11 protein-coding genes are annotated in these 12,288 nt (G+C 69.9%); 6 read left to right on the forward strand and 5 right to left on the reverse strand.

Annotation, left to right across the window (positions count from 1 at the left end):
- Window positions 1–8 precede the first annotated feature (8 nt).
- Genes K4B79_RS44975 through K4B79_RS44985 form a run of 3 tightly spaced genes read left to right on the forward strand, consistent with a single transcriptional unit; the run spans window position 9 to window position 4,054 of the window.
- Complete coding sequence (locus tag K4B79_RS44975; RefSeq protein WP_232033250.1) at window positions 9–1,940, forward strand: acetyl/propionyl/methylcrotonyl-CoA carboxylase subunit alpha; 1,932 nt, start codon at window positions 9–11, stop codon at window positions 1,938–1,940.
- The gene (locus tag K4B79_RS44980; protein WP_232033251.1) at window positions 1,937–2,887 is read left to right on the forward strand and encodes a hydroxymethylglutaryl-CoA lyase; all 951 of its coding nucleotides are present in this window, start codon (window positions 1,937–1,939) and stop codon (window positions 2,885–2,887) included. Before K4B79_RS44975 ends, K4B79_RS44980 begins: the two co-directional genes overlap by 4 nt.
- Before the next feature lie 6 nt (window positions 2,888–2,893).
- Entirely contained in the window at window positions 2,894–4,054 is a 1,161-nt protein-coding gene (locus K4B79_RS44985) for an acyl-CoA dehydrogenase family protein (protein WP_232033252.1), read from the forward strand.
- Between the two features lie 19 nt (window positions 4,055–4,073).
- Here K4B79_RS44985 and K4B79_RS44990 read toward each other — a convergent pair whose 3' ends face one another.
- The 5 genes from K4B79_RS44990 to K4B79_RS45010 form a co-directional block, all read right to left on the reverse strand.
- Complete coding sequence (locus K4B79_RS44990) at window positions 4,074–4,385, reverse strand: hypothetical protein (protein WP_232033253.1); 312 nt, start codon at window positions 4,383–4,385, stop codon at window positions 4,074–4,076.
- A gap of 50 nt (window positions 4,386–4,435) precedes the next feature.
- On the reverse strand, window positions 4,436–5,203 hold the full coding sequence (locus K4B79_RS44995) for a hypothetical protein (protein WP_374208590.1): 768 nt from the start codon (window positions 5,201–5,203) through the stop codon (window positions 4,436–4,438).
- Window positions 5,203–5,682 carry a hypothetical protein gene (locus K4B79_RS45000; RefSeq protein WP_232033255.1) on the reverse strand — a complete coding sequence of 160 codons (480 nt, stop codon included), beginning with the start codon at window positions 5,680–5,682 and terminating at the stop codon, window positions 5,203–5,205. Before K4B79_RS45000 ends, K4B79_RS44995 begins: the two co-directional genes overlap by 1 nt.
- A gap of 4 nt (window positions 5,683–5,686) precedes the next feature.
- Window positions 5,687–7,933, reverse strand: coding sequence for a glycoside hydrolase domain-containing protein (locus K4B79_RS45005; protein ID WP_232033256.1), 2,247 nt, complete (start codon window positions 7,931–7,933; stop codon window positions 5,687–5,689).
- A gap of 85 nt (window positions 7,934–8,018) precedes the next feature.
- Entirely contained in the window at window positions 8,019–8,288 is a 270-nt protein-coding gene (locus K4B79_RS45010; RefSeq protein ID WP_232033257.1) for a DNA-binding response regulator, read from the reverse strand.
- 486 nt (window positions 8,289–8,774) lie between these two features.
- Between K4B79_RS45010 and K4B79_RS45015 the strand changes: the two genes are divergently transcribed.
- Genes K4B79_RS45015 through K4B79_RS45025 form a run of 3 tightly spaced genes read left to right on the forward strand, consistent with a single transcriptional unit; the run spans window position 8,775 to window position 12,223 of the window.
- Entirely contained in the window at window positions 8,775–11,066 is a 2,292-nt protein-coding gene (locus tag K4B79_RS45015; protein WP_232033258.1) for a glycoside hydrolase domain-containing protein, read from the forward strand.
- Window positions 11,067–11,107: 41 nt separating this feature from the next.
- Entirely contained in the window at window positions 11,108–11,527 is a 420-nt protein-coding gene (locus tag K4B79_RS45020; RefSeq protein WP_232033259.1) for a hypothetical protein, read from the forward strand.
- Between the two features lie 15 nt (window positions 11,528–11,542).
- Entirely contained in the window at window positions 11,543–12,223 is a 681-nt protein-coding gene (locus K4B79_RS45025; protein WP_232033260.1) for a hypothetical protein, read from the forward strand.
- Window positions 12,224–12,288 lie beyond the last annotated feature (65 nt).

The following is a 12,288-nucleotide window of genomic DNA, read 5'->3' on the forward strand; positions in this document are numbered from 1 at the left end:
CTCGGACCATGTTTGACACCGTCCTTGTCGCCAACCGGGGCGAGATCGCCGTCCGCGTCATCCGCACGCTGCGCGCACTGGGCGTCCGCTCCGTCGCCGTCTTCTCCGACGCCGACGCCGACGCGCGGCACGTCCGCGAGGCCGACACCGCCGTACGGCTGGGACCGGCGTCCGCGGCCGAGAGCTATCTGTCCGTGGAGCGGCTGCTGGAGGCGGCAGCCCGCACCGGCGCGCAGGCCGTCCACCCCGGGTACGGCTTCCTCGCGGAGAACGCCGGCTTCGCGCGGGCGTGCGAGGACGCTGGGCTGGTCTTCATCGGGCCGTCCGCCGAGGCGATCTCGCTCATGGGCGACAAGATCCGCGCCAAGGAGACCGTGAAGGCGGCCGGGGTGCCGGTCGTGCCCGGTGGCCGCGACCCCGAACTGGCCGAGGCCGCCCGCGAGTTGGGGGCACCGGTGCTGCTGAAGCCCAGCGCGGGCGGCGGCGGCAAGGGCATGCGCCTGGTCCGGGACCTCACCCTCCTGGAGGACGAGATCGCCGCCGCCCGCCGGGAGGCCCGCGCCTCCTTCGGCGACGACACCCTCCTCGTGGAGCGGTGGGTCGACCGGCCCCGGCACATCGAGATCCAGGTCCTCGCCGACGGCCACGGGCACGTCGTCCACCTCGGTGAGCGCGAGTGCTCCCTCCAGCGCCGGCACCAGAAGCTCGTCGAGGAGGCGCCCAGTGTGCTCCTCGACGAGGAGACCCGGGCCGCGATGGGCGAGGCGGCGGTCCAGGCGGCCCGCTCCTGCGGCTACCGGGGCGCGGGGACGGTGGAGTTCATCGTCCCGGGCACCGATCCGTCGTCGTACTACTTCATGGAGATGAACACCCGCCTCCAGGTGGAGCACCCGGTCACCGAACTCGTCACGGGCCTGGACCTGGTGGAGTGGCAGCTGCGGGTGGCGGCGGGCGAGCACCTGCCCTTCGCGCAGGACGACATCACGCTCACCGGTCACGCGATCGAGGCCCGTGTCTGCGCCGAGACGGTCTCCGTCAAGGAGGGCTCGCGCGGGTTCCTGCCCTCCGGCGGCACGGTGCTCAGACTGCACGAACCCCAGGGCGACGGCGTCCGCACCGACTCCGGGCTCAGCGAGGGCACCGAGGTCGGCAGCCTGTACGACCCGATGCTGTCCAAGGTGATCGCGTACGGCCCCGACCGGCAGACCGCGCTGCGCAGACTCCGGGCGGCTCTCGCGGAAACGGTGACGCTGGGCGTGCCGACCAACGCCGGGTTCCTGCGGCGGCTGCTCGGGCATCCGGCGGTGGTGGCGGGCGAGCTGGACACGGGGCTGGTCGAGCGGGTGGTGGACGAACTCGTCCCCACCGAGGTACCGGAGGAGGTGTACGAGGCGGCGGCGGCCGTCCGGCTGGACGCGCTGCGCCCTCGCGGGGAGGGCTGGACCGACCCCTTCTCGGTGCCGAGCGGCTGGCGGCTCGGGGGCCTCACCCGGCCCGTCGGCTTCCATCTGCGGGTGCAGGACCCCGTGGAGTACGTCCCGCGCGGCACCCACACCGTCACCGACACCCACGTCCGCGTCACCCTCGACGGCGTCCGCCACACCTTCCACCGCGCCGCCGACTGGATCGGCCGTGACGGCGACGCCTGGCACGTACGGGACCACGACCCGGTGGCCGCGTCCCTGACCGGCGCCGCCCACGCGGGAGCCGATTCCCTCACCGCGCCCATGCCCGGGACGGTGACCGTGGTCAAGGTGGCCGTCGGGGACGAGGTCGCCGCCGGTCAGAGCCTGGTCGTCGTCGAGGCGATGAAGATGGAGCACGTCATCTCCGCCCCGCACGCCGGCACGGTCGCCGAACTGGACGTCACGCCGGGCACGACGGTCGCCATGGACCAGGTGCTCGCCGTCATCGCGCCGCACGAGGAGGAGACGGCATGAGCGGTACCCCCGAACTCGGCCTCCCCATGGCCGTACCGGAAGCCGGCCTCCCGGCCCGCGTCCGGATCCACGAGGTCGGCGCCCGCGACGGCCTGCAGAACGAGAAGGCGACCGTGCCGACCGGCGTGAAGGCGGAGTTCGTACGCCGCCTGGCCGACGCGGGTCTGACGACGATCGAGGCGACGAGCTTCGTCCACCCCAAGTGGGTGCCTCAACTCGCCGACGCCGAGGAGCTGTTCCCGCAGATCGCCGACCTGCCGGTGGACCTGCCGGTCCTGGTGCCGAACGAACGCGGCCTGGACCGCGCCCTCGCGCTGGGCGCCACCCGGGTCGCCGTCTTCGCCAGCGCCACCGAGTCCTTCGCCAAGGCCAACCTCAACCGCACGGTGGACGAGGCACTGGCGATGTTCGAGCCGGTCGTGGCCCGGGCGAAGGCGGCGGGCGGGCATGTCCGCGGCTATCTCTCCATGTGCTTCGGCGACCCGTGGGAGGGCGCGGTCCCGGTCCCGCAGGTCGCGCGGGTCTGCCGGGCCCTGCTCGACATGGGCTGCGACGAACTCAGCCTGGGCGACACCATCGGCGTCGCCACCCCGGGCCACGTCCGCGCGCTCCTGACCGAACTCACCGGGCACGGCACCCCGGTGGAGAAGCTGGGCGTGCACTTCCACGACACCTACGGCCAGGCCCTCGCCAACACCTACGCCGCCCTCCAGCACGGCGTCACCACCGTGGACGCCTCCGCGGGCGGCCTCGGCGGCTGCCCGTACGCCAAGTCCGCCACCGGCAACCTCGCCACCGAGGACCTCGTGTGGATGCTCCGGGGTCTCGGCGTCGACACCGGTGTCGACCTCGGCCGCCTCGTCGCCACGAGCGCGTGGATGGCCGACCACCTGGGCCGACCCAGCCCCTCCCGCACCGTCCGGGCCCTGTCCCACAAGGAGCAGTGAACAACGATGGACCACCGGCTCTCCCCCGAACTGGAAGAACTCCGCCGCACGGTCGAGGCCTTCGCCCACGACGTCGTGGCGCCCAAGATCGGCGAGTTCTACGAGCACCACGAGTTCCCCTACGAGATCGTCCGCGAGATGGGCCGCATGGGCCTGTTCGGACTGCCGTTCCCCGAGGAGTACGGCGGCATGGGCGGCGACTACCTGGCCCTGGGCCTCGTGCTGGAGGAACTGGCCCGCGTGGACTCCTCGGTGGCCATCACCCTGGAGGCGGGTGTCTCGCTGGGCGCTATGCCGCTGTTCCTGTTCGGCACCGAGGCCCAGAAGCGGGAGTGGCTCCCCCGGATGTGCTCGGGCGAGATCCTCGGCGCCTTCGGCCTCACCGAGCCGGACGGCGGCAGCGACGCCGGTGCCACGCGGACGACGGCCCGGCTCGACCCGGACACCGACGAGTGGGTGATCAACGGCAGCAAGTGCTTCATCACCAACTCCGGGACCGACATCACCGGCCTGGTCACGGTCACCGCGGTCACCGGCCGCAAGCCCGACGGCAAGCCGCTGATCTCGGCGATCATCGTCCCCTCGGGCACCCCGGGCTTCACGGTCGCCGCCCCCTACTCCAAGGTCGGCTGGAGCGCCTCGGACACCCGGGAGCTGTCCTTCTCCGACGTCCGGGTCCCGGCCGCCAACCTGCTGGGCGAACAGGGCCGCGGATACGCCCAGTTCCTGCGCATCCTCGACGAGGGGCGGATCGCCATCGCCGCCCTCGCCACCGGGCTCGCCCAGGGCTGTGTCGACGAGTCGGTGAAGTACGCCCGCGAACGCCACGCCTTCGGCCGGCCGATCGGCGCCAACCAGGCCATCCAGTTCAAGATCGCCGACATGGAGATGAAGGCCCACACCGCCCGTCTCGCGTGGCGCGACGCCGCGTCCCGGCTGGTGGCGGGCGAGCCCTTCAAGAAGGAGGCCGCCCTCGCCAAGCTGTACTCCTCCACCATCGCCGTGGACAACGCCCGCGACGCCACCCAGATCCACGGCGGCTACGGCTTCATGAACGAGTACCCGGTGGCCCGTATGTGGCGCGACTCCAAGATCCTGGAGATCGGCGAGGGCACGAGCGAGGTCCAGCGGATGCTGATCGCCCGGGAGTTGGGGCTCGCGGGGTAGCGCCTGTCCTGGAAACCGCTCAGAGGATCTCGATCAGCACCATGAGCACGACCGTCGGAGACAGCGACACCAGCGAGGCGAGGCTCCAGTAACGCCCCGCGGACAGCTCCGAGCGGTCGCGCATCAGCAGGTTCACCGGGATCCACATCCCCAGGAAGAGCCCCCACAGCGGCACCAGCAGCAGGGCCCACGGAAGCATGCCGTCGTTCTCCGTGGGCTCCCTGCTGGTGAACCCCATGCCCGCGAGGGGGAAGTTGACGGCGAACAGGAGGAGGAACCACAGCGGTACGACGGCGATGATCCCCAGCCCGAGGTTGGCGAGCGCGGGCACCACCCGGGTACGGACGATCGTGATCCCTCCTCGGCCCGTGTCCTGCCCGGCTACCGGCCCCGGACCGCGCGGCGGCGCCGGGACGGCTGGGCCATGTCGACGAGGACGCCGGAACCCCGGCCGGGGGTTTCGTTCCAGGCGCGGATCCTGGCCGCGACGCTCACCAGGCGTGGGTCGTCGGGGCCCACGGCGAGGTGGAACAGGCCCTCGTAGGGGCGGCGGTCGTCGCCGCCCCAGCGGACCACGCCCTCGGTGTCGGCGAGGATGTCCCGGATGACCAGCACCTGGCCCGCGGTGAAGTTGCCGCGCGCGCCCGGCGGGTAGGAGCCGGGCCGGATCACGACCGCGGTGCCGGACGCCCGGCCGGACTCCGGCAGGCGGCTGTCGCGGACCTTCGACGGGGCGGTCCAGCCCTCGACGGGCTGCGGTTCGCCTGGCAGGCCGAGCGTGTCGACCTCGTAGTGGAAGCGCCGGATCACATGGATCAGGACGGTCTCCGGGTCCCCGGCGCGGACGGCGACGGTGAGCGGGCCGCGGGTGCCCATGATCTCGGTGGTGCGGATCGAGCCGTCGCCGTCGATCTCCTTCTCCATCTCCCATCCGTTGGCGGACGGGCGGCCGGTGAGGACCCGGCGGCGACGGGCCTCCATGCGGCGCAGCGCCTCCTTCAGCTCGTCGTTCCTCAGCGGCTCGGGATGCGCGGGCGCCTGCGGGGCGGCGGCGGCCGGGGTGGCCAGGAGGCCGGCCGGGACGAGGCCCGCGGCGGTGACTCCGGCCGCGGTGGCGAGGGTCCGTCTGCGGGTCAAGTCGGTTCGGATCAAGGTCTGGGTTCCTTCCGTGATGCCGTCCGCGCCCGGCGAGCGAGCAGGGCGGCCGCCCCGGCACAGGCCAGGGCGAGCAGCAGCAGGACGGCGGTGGACGGGTTGACGTAAGCGGGGATCACGACGGTGAGATCTCGGCCGTCGTCAGTCCGGCACACGAGCCGCAGCGGTACGAAGTCCCCGTGGAACCCGGCCACCCGGACCCCTCCGGCCACCTGCGCGCAGCGGTTGCCGATCTCCTGCCGTTCGAGGAACACGACATGCAGGCACCCCCACAGATAGACCGCGAGGGCGGCGGCGGCACACAGCAGCCCGGTGTCCCGCAGCGCGGTGGCGGGACGGTGGGCACGCAGGCGGCGCGGGGCGAGGCAGGCGCCCAGGTAGGCGAGCAGGCCGAGCAGGGCGGGCGCCCCCGCGATCAGGATCGTGGAGAGGACGGCGTAGTCGTGGACCTGGTACGGGTCGGGTGCCGGCACGGGGTCAGACCCCGCGGGTGAGGAGGTTGTACTTCTCGAAGATCGCGTACAGCGGCATGCGCAGCCTGGCGTCGCTGAACGCGGGCTCCTCCGGGCCCTGGTAGCGGCGCAGGACCTCGTAGATCTCGTCCTCGGCGTAGTCGAGCGCGGGGCGGCGGATCGGGCGCTCCTCCACGTCACCGGCCTTGCCGTCGGCGGACCAGATGTGCACGAGGCCGATGGTGCGGACGTTGAACGCGTTGTCCTGCAGCAGCCGGAGCCACATCTTGTAGCGGTCGGCGTCGGGGCTCGGGCGCACATCGGCCGGGTCCATGATCGTGCCGTCGACCAGGCCGGCGCGGATGGCGTTGTTCCACGCCAGGATGCCGACGCGGCCCTGGATCTGCCCGATGCCGGTGCTGCTGTCCTGGGCTCTCTCGATGCCGGGGATGTCCTTGACGAAGTCCGGGAGGACGCCGGTGTAGTAGAGGCCGACACCGCCGTCGACGTTCATGTCCTCCTTGCCGTAGTGGCAGAACTCCCAGAAGGCGGAGGTCTGGACGAGGGCCTTGCGCATCCGGAACCGGCGCGCGGTCGAGGTGATCACGTCGTCCAGCAGCAGGACCGCCTCCAGGCACTCCCGGCGCGTGAAGATGCTGTTGAAGCCCTCGCCCCGGCCGATGTCCTTCATGTATCCGGTGGCCTCGTCCATCAGCGACGGGATCAGGGAGGGTTCCAGGCCGGTGTCGAGCTTGGTGGTGGACGCCGGGTAGAAGTCGCCCTGGCCGGTGTCGCGTCCGGAGGAGATGTTGTTGTCGATCTCGATGGCACCCGTGCCCGAGCCGACCGTCTGGGTGACGATCTGGTCGAAGGCCCAGTTCTCCGGCAGCGTGTAGCCGAGGTTGCCGGAGAAGCCGGAGGACATGTCGGAGACGAAGCTGGCGTCGGCGTATCCGGCGGCCGAGACCCGTGAACACACGTTGCGCGGGCCGTAGATGCCGATCCTGAAGGGGTTGCCGTAGTAGTCCATCTGGGACTTGATCCTCGCGAAGTACGGCAGGACGTGCGAGGTGACCTCCTCGTCGACCGCGTCGTAGTCGACGGCGAAGTAGATCCGGGTGCCGGCCTTGAAGCCGTGCTGCTCGGCCTTGTAGGCCGCGTTCATGCAGTCCTGCTTGCCCTGGTCGGGGCTGTAGTAGTCGACCGAGCGCGCCCAGGTCTGGTAGATGGGGAAGCAGCGCAGACCGTACTCCTTGATGGTCGCGAGCTCGCCCGGCTGGATCTCCTTCTCCGGCAGGGAGGTGGTCGACGGGTTGTACAGGTAGCGGCCGATGTACTTGTAGCCCGCGGACTTCAGCGCCTGCGCACGGGCGGGCGTGATCTTCGTGATGCCGTCGCAGGCGTCTCCCTTGCGGGTCTGGTCGCCGTAGGAGACCAGCAGGGACGCCCAGGTCTGGAAGTCGCCGAGCCCGGTGACGGGGAGCTTGGCGAAGGCCTGGAAGGTCTGGACGCCGCTCTGGACCGTCCCGGTGTAGTTCCCGAACGGCACCGGCCGGTTGTTGAGGATCATCGCGGCGGTGAACAGCAGGGCCCAGGTGCCGGTGGTGCCGACGGCGACGGTGTGGTTCTTCAGGCCGGACTGGGTGCCGGGGCCGAAGACGCCGTTGGCGGTGCCGTCGGCCATGCCGAGCTCGAACTGGATGGCGTAGAGCAGGGACTTGGCGACGTCACGGGAGTGGTGGCCGTCGCAGGGGATGACGAAGAAGTCCCGGCGGGTGACGTAACGGCCGTTCATCCACTGCTGGATCTCCCGGATGGCGCCCGAGCCGTTGTTGACCGTGACGTAGGCGTCCATGTTGAGCAGGCCCTTGAACACCTTCGGTTCCAGGCTGCTGCCGGGGAAGGCGCCGGCCACGCCCATGTCGGCCTTGAGGGAGGCCACGGAGGAGGCGACCCGGTCGCTGTACTTGCCGTCGATCGCGCCGCCGTCGTAGCCCTTGCAGTACAGGGCGGACTGGATGATCCGGCAGAAGTCGGCCGAGGGCATGGTGGAGGCGTTCAGCTTCGGGTACTTCGACGTGAGGGTCGACAAGGTGGTGGCCCCGAAGCTGTTGGACAGCGCGGAGATACCCAGTTCGTACTGGAGGGCGCGGGTGAGCGCGTACATCGTGGTCCAGCCCGTGCGGCCGTTCTCCTCCACGGTCATGCCGATTCTGCTGCCGTAGGTCTCGTTCACGAATCTCTGGGCGAGCCGCACCATTTCGTCCGCCATGGAATTCCTTTCACGAAAAGGGCAGGTGAGAAGGGCCCGTCCGGGATATCGACCGCGGACGGGTGGAGCACGTGCGGAAAATGCGTCAGGCCGACTCGGCGAACCGCTCTGCCGTGAGGGGCGGTTCGGCGCCCACGCGGCTGTCCAGCAGCCCCAACTCCTGGGCCCTGGCGCCCAGTGCGACCCGTCCCACGATGTTCCAGCGGTCCATCACCCGCTGTACGCGCCGCTGCACGGTCCGATGCCCGATGCGCAGCCGGCGGCCGATGGCCGCGTCCCCCAACCCCTGGTGCAGCAGACGGATGATCAACCTGTCCGTACGGTCGAGCTCAAGGTCGGTCTGGTCAAGATCCAATGACGAAGCATTCAAGACAACCCCCCGGTTAACGGAAGCCAAGCTACCTCTACGCCCACCCTAAGGCCCCGGGATCGATCAAGTCCGGCTTAACAATTAGCCAAAAACACCCACAACCCCCAACTCGAAGTGGCGTGAATACGCCAGATTCGGAAGCAAAGAAACGCGCCAATGCCGTGGTCCGTCCGCAGGCCCGCGGGTCCGCAGGCCCGCAGGCCCGCGGGTCCGCAGGCCCGCCCGAGGCGAGGCCCGTCCGCCACGCTCCCCTCGGCCCGACCCCGGGCCGGCCCACGCAGCCGTCCCGGGCACGGCCTGGACACAGCGGCCCACTCCGCAGGCACATCGGGGGAATTTCATTTCCCGCGGCGGAAAGAAAAATGGGCACGCCCCCCGATCTGGCGTCATTGCGCCAGCCCGATCATCTGTCCCACCCCCGGTGAACTCCCTAGAGTTTCCCGGCAGGTCGTACAGATGAGGAGATTTTTCGTGGCTGACGAGTTGGTCCTGAGGGCCCAGCGGTTCTTCAACACCACCTACAGCGGCTACGCCGGCATGCCCAAGCTGGAGGAGAACGGCAGGACCTCCTGGGCCGTCATGTACGCCCTCACCCGCGCCCTGCAACTGGAACTCGGCGTCTCCCCGCAGTCGAACGCCTTCGGCCCCGGCACCCTGTCCGCGCTGAAGTCGAAGGTGCCCTCGATCAACGAGAACACCAGCCCGTCGGCGAACTTCACCCGCATCATCCAGGCGGCGCTGTACTGCAAGGGCTACGACGGCGGCGAGATCGACGGTATCTACAACGGCCGGGTGAAGGACGGTGTCGCCAAGCTCAAGGCGAACATGGGCGTCGACTCCATCTACCCCGGCACTTCCCTGGAGCCGAAGGTCGTCAAGGCGCTGCTGACCATGGACGCCTACACGACCATCTCGGGCGGCAGCGACAGCGTCAGATCCATTCAGCAGTGGATGAATTCACGGTACATAGGACGCGCCGACTACTTCATCATTCCGTGCGACGGCTTCTACTCGCGCGATGTGCAGAAGGCCCAGATGCTGGCCATTCAGTACGAGCTCGGAATGGCGGACGGTACCGCCAACGGCGTGTTCGGTCCGGGCACCAAGGCCGGTATCAAGAGCCACCCGCTGTCGGTCGGCTCCAGCGGCACCTGGGTGCAGCTGTTCTCCGCGGCGATGATCTTCAACCGCCGTTCGGGCGTGAGCTTCACCAGCTCCTACACCTCGGGCCTGGCCAGTGCGGTCTCCTCGTTCCAGAGCTTCCTGAAGCTGGACGTCAACGGCACCGCGGACTTCCCCACCTGGGCCTCGCTGCTGGTGTCCTACGGCGACGACACCCGCAAGGGCACCGCCTTCGACTGCGCCGACGAGGTCACCGCCGACCGCGCCAAGGCCCTGTACGCGGCCGGATACCGGCTCGGCGGGCGGTACTTGACGAACGTGCCGGGCACCACGCTCGACAAGAAGATCAAGCCGGGCGAGCTGGCGACGATGGCAAGCGCGGGCATCGCCTGCTTCCCCATCTACCAGACGTTCGGCGACTACAAGGACTACTTCAGCCGCCCGCAGGGCACGTCGGACGCGATAGCCGCCACCGACGCCGCGCTCGCGCACGGCTTCAAAAAGGGCACCCGGATCTACTTCGCGATCGACTACGACAACACCGACGAGGAGATCACCGCCAACCTCATCCCGCATTTCAAGGGGATCAACGAGGGGATGGCCCAGGCGGGCGGCTACTTCCAGGTCGGTATCTACGCGACCCGGAACGCCTGTTCACGGGTCTCGGACGCGGGGCTGTCGACCGCGAGCTTCGTGTCCAACATGTCCATGGGCTATTCCGGAAACCTCGGCTTCCCGATGCCGTCGGACTGGGCCATCGACCAGATCAAGACGATCAACGTCGGCTCCGGCAGCGGACTGATCGAGATCGACAACGACATCTCCTCGGGCCGCGAGAGCGGGCAGAAGTCCTACAACCCCGTGCCGGCCAAGGAGGATCTCGACGTCGCGTTCGACCAGACGTGGGCGGACGAGCTGACCAAGGACATCCAGACGTACTTCGACTCGATCGGCATTCCGGAGGAAGGCCCGCCGGACTCCTGGCCGTGGCCCGGAAAGACGAAGTACACCACCAGTTACTGCGTGAAGTTCATGCTGAGCTGGGACACGCTCTTCACGTCCCTGGCGCGGATGCTGAAAATGCGCAAGGCCCTCATCCAGACCTCCGCGATATGGGAACTGCGCCACTTCAACATCACCAACATCGAGGACCTGTCCGTTCCGAAGGTCAACGACAACTTCTCCGACGCGTGCGTGTACGACTACCACAACGACGGTGTGCTGCCGGACTGGGTGACCGAGTGGGGCAACAAGCTCACCACGCTCGACGACTGCTCCACGGGCGTCGGCCAGATCTTCGGCCGCCGGGCGATCAAGGCCCGCAACCACGCCATCGACCTGGGCCTGCTCGACGAGGCGAAGCGGGACGCGACGAAGGACGCCGACGTCTGGGCCGTGTGGGAGAAACTGCACTTCAACCAGTCGTACAACATCTCGACGGTGCCGTTCATGCACATCCTGCACGCCATGGAGAAGGGCATGGCCCGCCCGGGTCTGACGACCAGCGAGGCCGACACCGAGAAGCTGCTCCAGTACTACCAGGGCGACACCGCGGAAGCGGCTCAGCAGGCGAAGCTGCGCATGGGCATGTACCGCATCATCGAGGACAAGTACCAGAGCGTGTTCCGCAAGTACCTGTGACGCCCGTCCGGTACCTGTGACACCAGTCCGGAAAGAGGGCGATGCGCACCCAGGAGGACCAACAGGGCCATGGAGGTCACGGGGGCCGGGAGGCCGGGCCACCGCCACGGCGTGCGCGGTGGCGGCGCTTCGCCCCGGTGGGCATCAACCTGCTGTTCGGCGTTCCGGCCGTCATCCCGCTCCACTCGGCCTGGCTGCTGCTGACCGAGTACCGCTCCTGCGCGCTGGACACCGCCCCGGTCGGCCTCGCCGACTGCGGTGACATCGGCGTCGTCGAGGGCGCCGGCTGGGCGCGGGTCGGCCTGCTCGTCGTGGGCGGGCTGGGGCTGTTGCTGCTCCTGGCGGTGGACGTGCTCTTCCCCGCCGCCACGGGCCGGCCCTGGCGGCGCTGGCTCGCCGCCTCGCTCGCCGTTCCGGTCCCCTATCTGCTCGCCGTCATCACATTCGCCATCTTCGACTGAAGGAACCGATCACCCATGACACCAAGTAGCGTTCCGCGGCGCGCGATGCTCCGGGGCATCGCCGGGGTCGGGGCGGGTGCCGCCCTGGTCTCGGCCTCCGGAGGCCTGCTCGTCCCGGCCCACGCGGCCGAGGCGGCGCCCGGAGCCGGCCCCGCGGCCGGGGCGCCCGGCGGGTTCCCGGCCTCGCTCAACGGCTGGCCCCTGGCCGACCGGGTCAACGCGGCCCAGGGTGTGTGGTCGCGGCCGGTGTCCGGCGCGGGGTTCACGCTCGACGCCCGGCTCGGGATGGTGGAGACGGTCCTCGTCCACATCGTCCGGCGCTGGCACTACGAGATCGAGACGCTGCGGGAGGGCGAGGTGGTCGGCTGGCGTCCGATCGGCGAACTCGACGCCGCCGCACCCGAGTCGAACCAAGCCTCCGGCACCGCGGTCGCCATCCGGCCCGACGCCTATGTCAAGGGCGTCCGGGGCGGACTGACGAAGATCCAGCGGGACGTGGTCGAGAGCATCCTGGACGACGTCGGCGACGTGGTCCGCTGGGGCGGCCACGACCGGACCCCGTACGAGGCGCTGTTCTACGTCGCCACCCCGCCGAGCCAGGAGACGCGGCCCGCGGACCGTCCGGTGGCGGAGCTCGCCGACAAGCTCCGCGGATGGAACCGGACTCCCGGACTGGGGGCGGGCTCGGCCGCCTGAGCGTGGGCCGACCGACCGCGGAGCCACCTGGCCGCGGGGCGTGCTGACGGCCGGGGCCCGACGGG

Source organism: Streptomyces lincolnensis (assembly GCF_021173675.1).
In the GTDB taxonomy this organism is placed as follows: Bacteria; Actinomycetota; Actinomycetes; order Streptomycetales; family Streptomycetaceae; genus Streptomyces; species Streptomyces lincolnensis_B.

Coding starts and splice junctions, on each gene's coding strand:
- K4B79_RS44975 (WP_232033250.1), top strand. CDS start 9: ATGTTTGACACCGTCCTTGTCGCCAACCGGGGCGAGATCGCCGTCCGC.
- K4B79_RS44980 (WP_232033251.1), top strand. CDS start 1,937: ATGAGCGGTACCCCCGAACTCGGCCTCCCCATGGCCGTACCGGAAGCC.
- K4B79_RS44985 (WP_232033252.1), top strand. CDS start 2,894: ATGGACCACCGGCTCTCCCCCGAACTGGAAGAACTCCGCCGCACGGTC.
- K4B79_RS45005 (WP_232033256.1), bottom strand. CDS start 7,933: ATGGCGGACGAAATGGTGCGGCTCGCCCAGAGATTCGTGAACGAGACC.
- K4B79_RS45020 (WP_232033259.1), top strand. CDS start 11,108: ATGCGCACCCAGGAGGACCAACAGGGCCATGGAGGTCACGGGGGCCGG.
- K4B79_RS45025 (WP_232033260.1), top strand. CDS start 11,543: ATGACACCAAGTAGCGTTCCGCGGCGCGCGATGCTCCGGGGCATCGCC.